A 13,103-nucleotide genomic window follows, 5' to 3' on the forward strand; every position below is an offset into this window, starting at 1 on the left:
ATGCATTAGATCAGTCATTTACCCGTTGAATGACCCACCGCATTCGCGAGCAAGCCCGCTCCCACATGGGTTCTGGTGGTTCAGGGCTGTGGTTTCTTGAACACATAGAACAGATTCGGCTCGCTCACCAGATAAAGGGTGCCGTCATCGTCCATGGCAATGCCTTCGGCCTGTGGCACATTTTTCTGCAGTCCCTGACGACCTTTGCTCAATGACAGGGTACTCAGGGGCTTCCCGTCGATATCCAGTTCGATGATCAACCGCGACTCATCAGACAATGCCAGCAAGTGGCCGCTGCGCTCATCGTATTGCAGGCTCGACAGATCCCGCACGAACAGTCCGGCATCGCGCTTGGGGTTGTTGATGACGTGGACTGCGTAAGACTTTTCCGAATTGTGATGGGGAAAGCCCTGCACTTCATAAATCAGCATCGGGTCGCGCTCCTTCGCTACGAACAGCCGCTTGCCCACTGAGTCGTAGGCCAATCCCTCGAATCCTTTATTCTTGCTCATATGCACGCCGAGGGTCATTTGTTCGGCGTCGGCCGCGTCGAGAAACCGGGTGTCTTCGTCCAGGTGAATCTTGATCAGCCGCTGCTGGCGCTCGTCACTGATGACGTAGATGTTCTCGCTGATGAATTCCACGGCTTCCGGATCGCCGAAACCGATCAGTGCCACGCGGCGCAGGATCTTGCCGTCCAGTGACAGCTCGATCAGTTCGGCATTCTTGTTGGTGACGGTGAACAGGCTCTTGCGTACCGGATCGAACGTCAGTGCCGACACGTCGTCGAGGCCTTCGATCACCTGGGCCTCCATCGTGACCCGGTACTGGTCCAGGGCGATGGCCTGCTCGTTGGTGGGTTGCCAGAGTGTATTGAAGTTGAACCAGGCCCGTTCGAACAGGCGCAGATACTGGCCCGCCGCAATCAGGACGATCAGGGCGATTGCCAGTAACATCAGGATCAAGGGTTGGGGGCGGGCAAGTCGACGCATGGGGTGGGCTCGGGTAAGAACAGGTGGTTGGAAATACCACGACTGCCTGAACTGAAGCTTAATGGCTGTGTGCCACACCCTACAGCGAAGGAGGAATTGCCTTACAGAGTTGCGCTGTCAGCGTTGTTTCTCGAAACGATAGAACAGGTTTGGCTCGCTGACCATGTACACATTGCCGGCTTCATCCATGGTGACACCTTCGGCGCGAGGGATGGTGCCCTTCAGGCCGTTGAAGCCGCCCAGCAAGGTCATGAAACTGACCTGCTGGCCTTTTTCATCAAGTTCCAGCAAAAGGTGCGAATCGGCCGAAAGCACCAGCATGTGGCCGGTTCGAGGGTCTATCGCCAGGGCCGAGAGGTTGCGCAGGTCCAGTTCATTGCTGACATGGATCTGTTTGTCGCCCTTGAGCAAAAGGCTGCCATCGCTTTTCCAGGTGAACAATGTTGGCGGACGTTCTTCGCCCAGCACCAGTTGCTGGTTGCGTGGGTCCCAGACAACCGCTTCGAAGCCCTTGTTCTGGTTCTTTGAAGGGCCAAGATCGTAGAGAGGGGAATCGCTCTTTTTCAGTTCGTGCGTATTGGCGTCGACATGGACGATCGACAGCGTGTGGCTTCGCTCGTCGGTAATGGCCAGCAGTCCGTTCTCCATGAAAGACACCCCTTCCGGATTGCTCCAGCCCACCAAAGGCATCTTGCGCAGCACATCGCCCTGCAAGGTCAGCTCCACCAGGAACGGGTTCTTGCCCATGACGGCAAACAGGGTCTTGGTCTGTGGGTTGTAGGTCACATCGGACGCTTCATCCTTCTCCATGCCCGGGAGCGGCTTGGCATCGATCACCGCCGTATAGTCCGGTAGCCAGACGCTTTCCTGGCGCTGAGCGGGGCTTTGAAAGTGTTCCGCAACCCAAAGTCGGCCCCGGTCATCCCAATGCATCGCAAACGCCAACCCATAGGCGGCCACGGCCAGCAGCGACCAGACATACCAAGGCAGGGCAAAGCGGGAGCGGGGGGCAGATTTGGCGTGGGGCAGTACTTGGGTCTTGGCCATCGGTAATTGCGTTCCGGGGATTCGGGCTGGGGAATGGCTGGCTCAGATGCCGCATTCTTCGGAATTATCCGGATGGCATGTGAAAAAAACGGTAAATCGGCGGTCTTCAGGATAAGTCAGGCACCAATGTGGGAGCGGGCTTGCTCGCGAAGAGGCCATCAGATTCAACATCTACGTTGGCTGCTATACTGCCTTCGCGAGCAAGCCCGCTCCCACAATGATCTCTAGTGATCAGACGCCCGAGTCAGCAAACGCTGCTTTCGAAACGGCTGGCCCCCGGCAGTTCCAGCACCAGCTCATCCCCCACATTCAATGGCCCGACGCCCGCCGGGGTGCCGGTGAGGATCACATCGCCGGCCTGCAGCGAGAAGCAGCCGGCCATGTACTGGATCATCGGTACGATGGGATTGAGCATCAGGCTGCTGTTGCCGTCCTGGCGCACTTCACCGTTGATGGTCAGGCGAACGGAAATATCGGCCAGGTCGGCAAAGGTGGCGTTTGATACGAATGGCGCAATCACCGCCGCGCCATCGAATGACTTGGCGACTTCCCATGGCAGGCCCTTGGCCTTGAGTTCGGCCTGCTTGTCCCGAAGGGTCAGGTCCAGGGCCGGAGCGAAGCCGGAAATGGCATCGAGCACTTCTTCGACGCTTGGCCGGGGCGACAGCGGCTTGCCGATCAGCACGGCGATTTCCGCTTCGTAATGCACCGAACCCCGATCGACGGGAATGCTGAAGCTGCTTTCCAGCGGAACCACGCAACTGCCGGGCTTGATGAACAGCAAGGGTTCGGTGGGTACCGGATTATCCAGTTCCTTTGCATGCTCGGCGTAGTTACGGCCAATGCACACCACTTTCCCGACCGGGAAGTGGATGCGGGTACCGTCGACATACTGGTGCTGATAGCTCATTACCGACTCCTGTTATCTGAAACTCATCAGGTGCTTTGCATCACACCGCGAAAATCTTGCCTGGGTTCATGATGCCGTTCGGGTCGAATGCGGCCTTGATGGCTTTCATGTATTCGATTTCCACTGGCGAGCGACTATAGGTCAGGTAGTCGCGCTTGGTCATGCCCACGCCGTGTTCCGCCGAAATCGAGCCGTTGTACTTCTCGACGATTTCGAAAACCCATTTGTTCACTGTCGCACATTTGGCGAAGAATTCGTCCTTGCCCAGGTTGTCCGGCTTGAGGATATTGAGGTGCAGGTTGCCGTCGCCGATGTGGCCGTACCAGACGACTTCGAAGTCCGGGTAGTGTTTGCCGACAATCGCGTCTATCTCCTTGAGGAATTCCGGGACTTTCGAAACGGTCACCGAAATGTCGTTCTTGTACGGCGTCCAGTGGGAGATGGTTTCGGAGATGTATTCACGCAGTTTCCACAGATTCTGCAGCTGGGTTTCGCTCTGGCTCATCACGCCATCCAACACCCAGCCTTGCTCCACACAGTGTTCGAAGGTTTCCAGGGCGTGATTGGCAACCTCTTCGGTAGTGGCTTCGAACTCCAGCAATGCGTAGAACGGGCAGTCGGTTTCGAACGGCGCCGGTACGTCGCCACGGCCCATGATCCTGGCCAGGGCCTTGTCGGAAAAAAACTCGAAGGCCGTCAGGTCGAGCTTGCCCTGAAAGGCGTGGAGCACTGGCATGATCGAGTCGAAGTCTGGCGTGCCGAGCACCATCGCCGTAAGGTTTTTCGGTGCGCGATCCAGGCGCATGGTGGCCTCGACCACGAAACCGAGGGTGCCTTCGGCGCCGATGAACAGCTGCCGCAAGTCATAGCCTGTAGCGTTCTTGATCAGGTCTTTGTTCAGTTCCAGCAGGTCGCCCTTGCCGGTGACGACCTTCATCCCGGCCACCCAGTTACGGGTCATGCCATAGCGAATCACCTTGATCCCGCCGGCATTGGTGCCGATATTGCCGCCAATCTGGCTGGAACCGGCAGAAGCGAAGTCCACCGGGTAATACAGCCCATGCTCTTGAGCCTTGTTCTGCAGTTGCTCGGTGATCACGCCCGGCTGGCAGACGGCGGTGCGGTCGGTGAGGTTCACCTCGAGAATCTGGTTCATGTAGTCGAATGACACGACCACTTCGCCGTTGGCCGCCACGGCTGCGGCGGAAAGCCCGGTACGCCCGCCCGATGGCACCAGGGCAACCCTGTGTGCATTGGCCCAGCGTACGATGGCCTGCACCTGTTCGATGGTCTTGGGAAAAACGATGGCACTCGGCGCCGGGGCGAAGTGCCGGGTCCAATCCTTGCCATAGGCTTGCAGAGAGTCGGCATCGGTCAGGACCTTGCCAGACTCGACCAGGGACTTGAGTTCTTCTATCAGGGCAGGATTGGTCATCGGCAAAACTCTCGAACAATTCATGGTCACCCTGAGAACGCTTCATGTCGCAGAATGAGTGTTTGCAGGTCGCATATGCTAGCATACCGCCCCCGCAGGACAGTGCCGAAGGTCGTTCTGCGGCGACGGCCATCACGCCGATCGGGCCAGCATGCGCTGTCCGATTCCCTGCCATTTTTTCCGGGACACAGGTTTACGCAGATGAGCAAGACTTCACTCGATAAGAGCAAGATCAGGTTCCTTCTCCTCGAAGGCGTCCACCAATCGGCTGTCGACGTCCTCAAGTCGGCGGGCTATACCAGTATCGAGTACATCACCAGTTCTCTGCCGGAAGCCCAGCTCAAGGAAAAGATCGCCGATGCTCATTTCATCGGCATTCGCTCCCGCACTCAATTGACCGAAGAGATCTTCGACCACGCCAAGAAACTGGTGGCGGTCGGCTGCTTCTGCATCGGCACCAACCAGGTTGACCTCGACGCGGCTCGCGAGCGTGGTATCGCGGTGTTCAACGCACCGTATTCCAATACCCGTTCCGTTGCCGAACTGGTGCTGGCCGAAGCGATCCTGCTGCTGCGCGGCATTCCCGAGAAAAACGCTTCCTGCCACCGTGGCGGCTGGATCAAGAGCGCGGCCAACTCCTTCGAAATCCGCGGCAAGAAACTGGGTATCGTCGGCTATGGCTCGATCGGCACCCAGTTGTCGGTCCTGGCCGAAGGCCTGGGCATGCAAGTGTTCTTCTACGACACCGTGACCAAATTGCCACTGGGCAATGCCACCCAGGTCAACGACTTGCATGAGTTGCTGGGCATGTCCGATATCGTGACCCTGCACGTGCCGGAAACCGCAGCCACCCAGTGGATGATCGGCGAGAAGGAAATCCGCGCCATCAAGAAGGGCGGGATCCTGATCAACGCCGCCCGCGGTACGGTGGTCAAGCTCGACGCCCTGGCCGACGCGATCAAGGACAAGCACCTGATCGGCGCTGCCATCGACGTGTTCCCGGTGGAGCCGCGCTCCAACGACGATATCTTCGAAAGCCCGCTGCGTGGCCTGGACAACGTGATCCTGACCCCGCACATCGGCGGTTCCACGGCTGAAGCCCAGGCCAACATCGGCCTGGAAGTGGCGGAAAAGCTGGTCAAGTACAGTGACAACGGTACCTCGGTATCGTCCGTGAACTTCCCGGAAGTGGCCCTGCCGGCGCACCCTGGCAAGCACCGCCTGCTGCACATCCACGAAAACATCCCGGGTGTGATGAGCGAGATCAACAAGGTCTTCGCGGAAAACGGCATCAACATTTCCGGTCAATTCCTGCAGACCAACGACAAAGTCGGCTATGTCGTGATCGACGTCGACGCCGAGTACTCGGACCTGGCGCAAGAGAAGCTGCAGCACATCAAAGGCACCATCCGGTCCCGCGTGTTGTTCTAAAGGAAGCAGGGCTGATGTCTGGCTTGCAGTAAAAAAGCGGGAGCCTGCAAAGGCTCCCGTTTTTTTGCCTGAAACGTAATAGCGGCTGTGCGAAAGGTTTTGTGGGAGCGAGCCTGCTCGCGATAGCGGTGGGGCAGTCAGCATGGATGTAGACTGGAATACCGCTATCGCGAGCAGGCTCGCTCCCACAGGGGGCCTTTTGTTCAGAAGTTATTTCACGTTCACCGTGATCTTCTTGGATACGATGGGGGGATCGAACGGCATATGCCCGGAGTCGCCCAGTTCTAACTGCAAAGTATGTTTGCCCGGTGCCAATTTGATGGTGGCCTCGGTCTGGGCCTTGCCGAAGTGCATGTGGTTGGCGTCGTTTGGAATGGGTGTGTCTTTGGCAGGCAACTCGTCGACATCGATCAGCAGATGATGATGCCCGGTATTTTTGGTCACATCTCCCGCCGGGGCCAGGGCAATGTTCTTGACGGCGAACTTGACCGTGAACTCCTGAGGGACCGTGTCGCCATTTTTCAAGGAAACGAAAGAAACTTCAGCGCCTTTGGGGGCAGGGGTGGCCGCTGCCGCCAGCATCGAAGTGCCCAGCAACAGGCCTGTCAAAACTGCACGTGACATAAAGCTTTTCATTTTTCTCTCCAGTTTTTCCATGAAATCCTATTGGTCGTGACAACTTCATGACCAATCGTTGTCGAAGCCTGCAACAACCATAGCAAAGCGAGCCTGAAACGAGCGTCGCTTGTACCCATACAAAGGAGTGACCATGCGTTTCCTGCCTGGCCTGATCTGCCTGCTACCCCTTCTGAGCCCCCTGGCCCATGCCGAGCTGATCGACGACATCAACGACCGTGGCGAACTGCGCATCGCCCTCGAAGCCAATGCCGCTCCTTTCAACTTCAAGGAAGACGGCAAACTCACCGGTTTCGAAGTGGAACTGGGCCAGATGCTGGCCAATGAACTCGATGTGCGCGCCGACTTTGTGGTTACCGATGCCGCGGATCTGCTGAGCGGCGTGGAAAGCGGCAAGTACGACGTCGCCATCAACCACATAGCAATGACCCCGGAACTGGCGGAACGTTTCGATACCAGCGCCGCTTACAGCCGTCCGGATGCGCAACTGCTGGCGAGCAAGGACGAAACACCCCGTCCACTCGTGATGGCGCAGTCTTTCCAGCCGGAAGAAAAGAGCGGCCCGGCGCCGAGCCTGGTGATTCCGTTCCAGAAGGGCAACCCGGCGTTCAAAGCCAGCGTGGACAACGCCCTGGCGCGTATCAAGGATGATGGGAGGTTGGAGCAACTGACGCAGAAGTGGTTGGGTAAGCAGCAATGACGGGTTATTAAAGAGTCAGGCGGGGTCTTTGTGGCGAGGGATATCTCCCCTCGCCACAGGGGGGTATATGTCCTCAAGTCTTGCGCCAGACACTCGCCAACCAGGGCTGCTGCTCCCGAGGCAGCCCCGTTGGCCGGTAGTAGTGCTCCAGCTCGACAAAGCCGGCTGCGATGAGCAGCGTGCGCCAGGCCTCGAGGTCGTGGTAGGCGCCGAAGCGCTGGCCGTTCCAGCCTTCCTGGTTCTCGCCCCGTGGGTTGGAGCTGAACAGCACGCCGCCGGGTTTGAGGGTGGCATGCAGCTGCTTGAGCACCCTGGGCAATTCCTGGACGGGAACATGGAACAGCACGGCGTTGGCGAAGATCCCATCGAAACGTTCGCTTGGCAGGTCCAGTTGCAGGAAATCCTGCTGCCAGACTTCGCAGCCGCTGTCCTGGCGTGCCATTCGGGCGAATTCCTGTGAGCCGTCGAGACCCACCGCAACGTGCCCCATGCAGGTGAATGTCTGCAGATCCCGCCCCGGGCCGCAGCCGAAATCGAGGATGTGGAGCGGTGCCTGGCCATGGATATGCCGCAACAGCGCGTCGATGTTCTGGCTGACGTCGTGATCGCGAGTGCCTTCGCGAAAGCTCTCGGCGACTGAGTTGTAATGGCCCAGGGTCGTGGTGGTAATAGCGTGGAGGTCGTCGGGGGAGTGTTTCATGGCGAGGCTTGAGTGAGGAGCGAAAGCTGACTATACCCCATCGTCGCGCCCATCGACTCAACGCCTGTTCAACCCTCGCGCCAAGCGGTCACCGCCCACCTGAATCAGCGCCACCAGTGCCACCAGCAAGACGATCACGGTGAACATGATCTGGCTGTCGAAGCGTTGGTAACCATAACGATACGCGATGTCCCCCAGGCCGCCGGCACCAATGGCTCCGGCCATGGCCGAGGAATTGATCATGGTCACCAGCGTGATGGTAAAACCGCCAACGATACCCGGCAGGGCTTCTGGCAACAGCACGTGCCAGACGATATGCCAGCGTCGGCAGCCCATGGCCTGAGCGGCTTCGATCAAGCCGTGGTCGACCTCCCGCAGGCTGACTTCGGCGATGCGGGCGAAGAACGGCGTGGCGGCGATGGTCAAGGGCACCACGGCGGCCCACACGCCGTAGGTCGTGCCGACGATCAGCCGCGTGAACGGGATCAGCGCCACCATCAGGATCAGGAACGGTATCGAGCGGAACAGATTCACGAACGCGCCCAGGGCGCGGTTCAGCGTGGGCGCTTCGTAGATCCCGCCCTTGCCGCTGGTGACCAGAATCACCGCCAGCGCGATGCCGGTAGGTAACGCGATCAGCGACGACACGCCCACCATCAGCAGCGTGTCGATAAACCCCTGCAGCAACCGATCAAACCACATAGCCCAGCACCTCCACCTGTTGTGCCCAATTGCCGGCGCGTTGCCGCAGTTCCTCGACGCCCCAGGACGAGCCGCTGACTGCCAGCAGCAACTGTCCCAGCCCGTGCCCCTGAATTCGTTCGATGCCCCCATGGAGCAGCCGCACTCGCCCGCCAAGGGCACTGAATAGCGCTGCGAGATCCGCTTCCTCCCGTCCTGTGCCGGTGAACTGCAGGCGCAATACGGCGGCGGCATCCGCCGATGGCGGCTGCGCCTGCAAGCGGCTTTGCAGCTCCTGCGGCAAGGCCTGTTGCAACGGCGCCAGCAACGTCCGGCTGACTTCGTGCCGAGGGTTGCCGAACACCTCCCAGACCGGCCCCTGCTCGACGATCCGCCCTTGTTCGAGCACTACCACGCGGTCGCAGACTTCACGGATCACCGCCATTTCATGGGTGATCAGCACGATGGTCAGGCCCAGCCGCTGATTGATCTGGCGCAGCAGGCCGAGAATCGACTGGGTGGTTTCCGGGTCGAGCGCCGAGGTGGCCTCGTCACATAGCAAGATCTGTGGATCGTGCACCAATGCCCGGGCGATGCCGACGCGCTGCTTCTGGCCGCCCGAGAGCTGTGCCGGGTAAGCCTTGTGCTTGTCTTGCAGGCCGACCAGTTCCAGCAGTTCGCGAACCTTGCGCTGACGCTGTTCCTTCGGTACGCCGGCGACCTTCAGCGGCAGCTCGACGTTTTGCCACACGGTCTTGGCCGACATCAGGTTGAAATGTTGGAAGATCATGCCGATGCGTCGGCGCAGTTCCACCAGGCGATCTTCATCGAACCCGCCGATGTCGACCTGATCGATCAGTACCCGTCCGTGGGTGGGTTGTTCCAGGCGGTTGATGGTGCGGATCAACGATGATTTGCCGGCTCCGCTGCGGCCGATGATGCCGAACACTTCGCCGTGCTGGATCGCCAGGTCGATGCCTTGCAGCGCCGCCACCCGGGCGCCGCTGTAGGTCTTGCTCACGCCGATGAAGCGAACGTGGGCGCGGTTGAGCTCCGGATGCAGCTCGGTATGCTCGGCGCTGAGGGGCCGGGGTGTTTCCAGGCAGGGACGAGCATTGGCGACGCTCATGGTCAGCCCTCCCAACCGGCCTGGTAAAGCTTGCCGTGAGCCTTGTCCAGGGCTGCCCGCACCACAGGAGAATGCTGGTAGATGTCGACGAACCTGATCAGCCGCGGGTCGTTCCGGTTCTTGGGCTGGATCACGAACTGGATGACATATTCCTTGTGGTCGAGGCCGTCGAACAGCAACGCGGTGGTGGCGTCGAAGGTGTTCGCCAGGCGAATGTAGGCGGGGTATCCCTGCACCAGATCGGCGTCTTCATAGGCACGCACCAGTTGCACGGCTTCGACCTGCAGGATCCGCAGCTTCTTCGGGTTGGCGATGATATCGTCCTCGGTGGCCTTGTAACCCACCCCAGGCTTGAGGGTGATCAACCCGGCCTTGGCCAGCAGTTGCAAGCCGCGACCGCTGTTGATCGGATCGTTGGCGATGGCGACGCTCGCGCCTTCGGGCAGTGCGTCGAAGCTTTTGTATTTCTTCGAGTAGAGACCGACGTTGTTGATGATCCCCGGTGCAAACGGCACCAGGTCGAACCCGGCGGTGGCCCTGGCATTTTCCAGGAATGGGATGTGCTGGAAATAGTTCACGTCGATATCGCCGGAGGCGAGGCTGACGTTCGGTGCGATCCAGTCACTGAACTCCACCAGCTCGACCTTAAGGCCTTGCTTGTCTGCCTCGGCCACCGCGGCTTCCAGGGGAATGGCGAAGGCGGCGGTGGTGCCGATTTTCAGCGGTGCGTCGGCGGCAAACAGTGTCGAGCTGAACAGGCCGAGGAGCAGGGCCAGTGCTTTGACTGGCAAAGAAAGGGAGCGCTTGGTCATGAGGTTTTTCCAGTCATTAATGGTCGGTTGCAGTTTTTGTGGCGAGGGGGGGGGGTCAATGTCGGTAGGTGAAACCGGTGTGTTGCTCCGGTAAATGAGCCCCGGCATGAAACAGCTTTTCCCTGAGGGTGCCGCGGTCATATTCAGTCTTGTACGACCCGCGTCGCTGCAGCTCAGGAATCACCAGGTCGATGAAGTCCACATAGCTTTGTGGTGTGACGATGCGGGTCAGGTTGAAACCGTCGAGACCGGTTTCGGCAATCCACGACTCCAACTCGTCGGCCACCTGTTCGGCCGAGCCGACCAGCGTGATGTAGCGGCCGCCCAGGGCGTGTTGTTCCAGTAGCCTGCGCCGGGTCCAGTCGTTGTTTTGCAGGATCCGGGTGGCGGACTGGATGGCATTGTTCTTCACGTACTGGATCGGCTCGTCTAGGGCGTATTCGGAAAAATCGATGCCCGTCGACGCCGAGAAATGTGCGACCCCGGCCTCGGCGCTGGCGTAGCTCAGGTACTCGGCGTGCCTGGCCCAGGCAGCTGCTTCGCTTTCGCCGACGATCACGTTCAGGCCCATGAACACCTTGATATCCTCAGGCTTGCGTCCGCTCTGGATGGCGCTGGCGCGAACCTTGTCCACCTGGCTTCTGGTCGCCGTCTTGTTCTGGCCGCTGATGAATACGCATTCGGCGTGGCGTCCGGCGAAAAGCAATCCGCGCTCCGAACTGCCGGCCTGGAACAGCACCGGTGTGCGCTGGGGGGACGGCTCACAGAGGTGATAGCCTTCGACCTGATAGAACTCGCCCCGGTGTCGGACCTTATGGACTTTTTCCGGTTGGGCGTAGATCCGCTGCTCGCGGTCGTTGAGCACAGCATCGTCTTCCCAGCTGCCTTCCCACAGCTGGTAGAGCACTTGCAGGTATTCGTCGGCCTGGTCGTAGCGGCGGTCATGCTCGACCTGCGCAGTCAGGCCCATCGCCTTGGCGGCGCTTTCCAGGTAGCCGGTGACGATGTTCCAGCCGACTCGGCCACGGCTCAGATGGTCGAGGGTACTCATGCGCCGGGCGAACAGGTACGGCGGTTCGTAGGTCAGGTTGGCGGTGAGGCCGAAGCCCAGGTTCTTCGTGGCGGCGGCCATCGCGCTGACCAGCAGCAACGGGTCGTTGACCGGCAACTGAATCGACTCTTTCAGCGTGACGTCTACCGATTGCCGGTACACGTCGTAGACCCCGACGATATCGGCGATGAACAACCCGTCGAACAGCCCGCGTTCCAGCAGCTGTGCCAACCCGGTCCAGTACTCGAGGGTGTTGTACTGGGTAGAAGTGTCCTGGGGGTGTGTCCACAGTCCGTGATTGATGTGCCCGATGCAGTTCATGTTGAACGCGTTGAGCAGGATCTTTTTCTTGCCGGGCGCCATCAGATGGTCCCCCGCAGCGGCGGCTTTTCGTCATTGAGATAGAAGTTGCCCACCGCGTGGTATTTCCAGCGCACCGGGTCATGCAGCGTATGTACCCGGGCATTACGCCAATGGCGGTCCAGACCATGCTCGGCCAGGGTCGCCTGGCTGCCGGCCAGCTCGAACAGCGTGCTGCCGGTGGCCAGGGAAATCTCGGTACTGATGGCGCGGGCTTCGGCCACGGCAATCGACGCGGCGGCGACCGTTTCGGCGTTGGTGTCGGCCTGGGCCCGGTCGAGAAATTCTCCGGCCCTTTCCAGCAGCGCTTCGGCGGCATGCAGGCGGCTGCTCAGTTGGCCGAAAATCTTGAGCGTGTGTGGATCGTCGGTGGCGACGTCGCTGGTGGCATCGATCCATGGTCGGGTTTTGCTGCGGACAAACTGCAGGGCATCTTCATAGGCGGCTCGGGCGATGCCGGTGTCGATGGCGGCATGAAGAATCTGCGCCAGTGGCCCCACCGGCGTCGGCCGCTCGAAGGCGCTCTGGAATGGCACGACGTCTGCGGCGCCGACATACACGTCTTCGAACACCACCGAACCGCTGCCGGTGGTGCGCTGACCGAAACCGCTCCAGTCATCGATGATCGTCAGGCCCTGGCTGCTGCGCGGCACGAATGCCAACTGTTGCACGCCGTTTTCATCCACCACGGCAGTGGGGATGCGCTGGGCGTAGAGCGCACCGGTGGCGTAGAACTTGCGACCGTTGATGCGATAGCCGTCGCCATCGCGGCGCAGTCGAGTGGTGCGGTGGTGGGCGGTTTGGGTTCCCAGTTCCGCCAGGGCGTTGCCGAACCGCTGGCCGGTCAGCACCTCGGCGTACAGGCGCCGTTTCTGCGCCTCACTGGCGTTGACCCGCAGCACTTCCACGGCATAGAAGTGATTTTGCGGGATCTGTCCGAGGGAGCCGTCGGCCTGGGTGATCAACGCGATGACTTTGGCCAGGGTGATGTTGGAAACCCCGGCGCCGCCATAGGCCTTGGGCACGCTGATGCCCCACAAGCCGGAGCGTGAGAATGCCTCCAGCTCCGGATGCGGCAGGCGACGTTCGCGGTCGCGCAGGGCGCTGTCACGCTTGAAGTCATCGGCCAGGTCGCTGGCCACGATCAGGGCTTGTTCGTCGCTGGTGATCACCGCGACGTGTTGGGAAAGCGTCATGTGCTGCTCCAGAAGTCGGGTGG

At 60.1% G+C, this 13,103-nt stretch carries 13 protein-coding genes; 2 read left to right on the forward strand and 11 right to left on the reverse strand.

All coding sequences use genetic code 11. From position 1 onward, the window contains the following. Window positions 1-80 precede the first annotated feature (80 nt). From FBX99_RS11010 to FBX99_RS11030, 4 genes are all read right to left on the reverse strand, one after another. Window positions 81-992 (reverse strand): SdiA-regulated domain-containing protein, encoded by a 912-nt coding sequence (locus FBX99_RS11010; RefSeq protein WP_144931603.1) that lies wholly within the window; start codon window positions 990-992, stop codon window positions 81-83. Between the two features lie 117 nt (window positions 993-1,109). Next, window positions 1,110-2,039 carry an SdiA-regulated domain-containing protein gene (locus FBX99_RS11015; RefSeq protein ID WP_144931601.1) on the reverse strand — a complete coding sequence of 310 codons (930 nt, stop codon included), beginning with the start codon at window positions 2,037-2,039 and terminating at the stop codon, window positions 1,110-1,112. Between the two features lie 244 nt (window positions 2,040-2,283). After that, window positions 2,284-2,949, reverse strand: a complete 666-nt coding sequence (locus tag FBX99_RS11025; protein WP_144930420.1) for a fumarylacetoacetate hydrolase family protein — start codon at window positions 2,947-2,949, stop codon at window positions 2,284-2,286. 40 nt (window positions 2,950-2,989) lie between these two features. Next, window positions 2,990-4,384, reverse strand: a complete 1,395-nt coding sequence (locus FBX99_RS11030; protein WP_144930419.1) for an FAD-binding oxidoreductase — start codon at window positions 4,382-4,384, stop codon at window positions 2,990-2,992. 201 nt (window positions 4,385-4,585) lie between these two features. Between FBX99_RS11030 and serA the strand changes: the two genes are divergently transcribed. Next, window positions 4,586-5,815 carry a phosphoglycerate dehydrogenase gene (serA, locus tag FBX99_RS11040; protein WP_041020979.1) on the forward strand — a complete coding sequence of 410 codons (1,230 nt, stop codon included), beginning with the start codon at window positions 4,586-4,588 and terminating at the stop codon, window positions 5,813-5,815. Window positions 5,816-6,025: 210 nt separating this feature from the next. On the opposite strand, the gene FBX99_RS11045 is transcribed toward serA, so the two are convergent. Then, window positions 6,026-6,451: a DUF4399 domain-containing protein gene (locus tag FBX99_RS11045; RefSeq protein ID WP_144930422.1), complete on the reverse strand. Its 426-nt coding sequence runs from the start codon at window positions 6,449-6,451 to the stop codon at window positions 6,026-6,028. 133 nt (window positions 6,452-6,584) lie between these two features. Between FBX99_RS11045 and FBX99_RS11050 the strand changes: the two genes are divergently transcribed. After that, complete coding sequence (locus tag FBX99_RS11050; RefSeq protein ID WP_144930418.1) at window positions 6,585-7,151, forward strand: transporter substrate-binding domain-containing protein; 567 nt, start codon at window positions 6,585-6,587, stop codon at window positions 7,149-7,151. 73 nt (window positions 7,152-7,224) lie between these two features. On the opposite strand, the gene FBX99_RS11055 is transcribed toward FBX99_RS11050, so the two are convergent. Genes FBX99_RS11055 through FBX99_RS11080 form a run of 6 tightly spaced genes read right to left on the reverse strand, consistent with a single transcriptional unit; the run spans window position 7,225 to window position 13,080 of the window. After that, on the reverse strand, window positions 7,225-7,851 hold the full coding sequence (locus tag FBX99_RS11055; RefSeq protein ID WP_144930417.1) for a bifunctional 2-polyprenyl-6-hydroxyphenol methylase/3-demethylubiquinol 3-O-methyltransferase UbiG: 627 nt from the start codon (window positions 7,849-7,851) through the stop codon (window positions 7,225-7,227). 57 nt (window positions 7,852-7,908) lie between these two features. Next, window positions 7,909-8,553, reverse strand: a complete 645-nt coding sequence (locus FBX99_RS11060) for a methionine ABC transporter permease (protein WP_144930416.1) — start codon at window positions 8,551-8,553, stop codon at window positions 7,909-7,911. After that, window positions 8,543-9,661, reverse strand: a complete 1,119-nt coding sequence (locus tag FBX99_RS11065; RefSeq protein WP_144930415.1) for a methionine ABC transporter ATP-binding protein — start codon at window positions 9,659-9,661, stop codon at window positions 8,543-8,545. Before FBX99_RS11065 ends, FBX99_RS11060 begins: the two co-directional genes overlap by 11 nt. 2 nt (window positions 9,662-9,663) lie before the next feature. After that, on the reverse strand, window positions 9,664-10,473 hold the full coding sequence (locus FBX99_RS11070) for a MetQ/NlpA family ABC transporter substrate-binding protein (RefSeq protein ID WP_144930414.1): 810 nt from the start codon (window positions 10,471-10,473) through the stop codon (window positions 9,664-9,666). A gap of 55 nt (window positions 10,474-10,528) precedes the next feature. After that, a complete protein-coding gene (locus tag FBX99_RS11075) occupies window positions 10,529-11,887 on the reverse strand; it encodes an LLM class flavin-dependent oxidoreductase (RefSeq protein WP_144930413.1) in 1,359 nt (452 codons plus the stop codon). Continuing rightward, window positions 11,887-13,080, reverse strand: a complete 1,194-nt coding sequence (locus tag FBX99_RS11080) for an SfnB family sulfur acquisition oxidoreductase (protein ID WP_144930412.1) — start codon at window positions 13,078-13,080, stop codon at window positions 11,887-11,889. The genes FBX99_RS11075 and FBX99_RS11080 overlap by 1 nt, the downstream gene beginning before the upstream one ends. Between the last annotated feature and the right edge of the window lie 23 nt (window positions 13,081-13,103).

Origin of the sequence: Pseudomonas sp. SJZ074, from assembly GCF_007828215.1 — a bacterium.
In the GTDB taxonomy this organism is placed as follows: Bacteria; Pseudomonadota; Gammaproteobacteria; order Pseudomonadales; family Pseudomonadaceae; genus Aquipseudomonas.

Excerpts from the sequence above, each read along its gene's own strand:
- FBX99_RS11010 (WP_144931603.1), bottom strand. The coding sequence starts at position 992 with ATGCGTCGACTTGCCCGCCCCCAACCCTTGATCCTGATGTTACTGGCA.
- FBX99_RS11015 (WP_144931601.1), bottom strand. The coding sequence starts at position 2,039 with ATGGCCAAGACCCAAGTACTGCCCCACGCCAAATCTGCCCCCCGCTCC.
- FBX99_RS11025 (WP_144930420.1), bottom strand. The coding sequence starts at position 2,949 with ATGAGCTATCAGCACCAGTATGTCGACGGTACCCGCATCCACTTCCCG.
- FBX99_RS11030 (WP_144930419.1), bottom strand. The coding sequence starts at position 4,384 with ATGACCAATCCTGCCCTGATAGAAGAACTCAAGTCCCTGGTCGAGTCT.
- serA (WP_041020979.1), top strand. The coding sequence starts at position 4,586 with ATGAGCAAGACTTCACTCGATAAGAGCAAGATCAGGTTCCTTCTCCTC.
- FBX99_RS11045 (WP_144930422.1), bottom strand. The coding sequence starts at position 6,451 with ATGAAAAGCTTTATGTCACGTGCAGTTTTGACAGGCCTGTTGCTGGGC.
- FBX99_RS11050 (WP_144930418.1), top strand. The coding sequence starts at position 6,585 with ATGCGTTTCCTGCCTGGCCTGATCTGCCTGCTACCCCTTCTGAGCCCC.
- FBX99_RS11055 (WP_144930417.1), bottom strand. The coding sequence starts at position 7,851 with ATGAAACACTCCCCCGACGACCTCCACGCTATTACCACCACGACCCTG.
- FBX99_RS11060 (WP_144930416.1), bottom strand. The coding sequence starts at position 8,553 with ATGTGGTTTGATCGGTTGCTGCAGGGGTTTATCGACACGCTGCTGATG.
- FBX99_RS11065 (WP_144930415.1), bottom strand. The coding sequence starts at position 9,661 with ATGAGCGTCGCCAATGCTCGTCCCTGCCTGGAAACACCCCGGCCCCTC.
- FBX99_RS11070 (WP_144930414.1), bottom strand. The coding sequence starts at position 10,473 with ATGACCAAGCGCTCCCTTTCTTTGCCAGTCAAAGCACTGGCCCTGCTC.
- FBX99_RS11075 (WP_144930413.1), bottom strand. The coding sequence starts at position 11,887 with ATGGCGCCCGGCAAGAAAAAGATCCTGCTCAACGCGTTCAACATGAAC.
- FBX99_RS11080 (WP_144930412.1), bottom strand. The coding sequence starts at position 13,080 with ATGACGCTTTCCCAACACGTCGCGGTGATCACCAGCGACGAACAAGCC.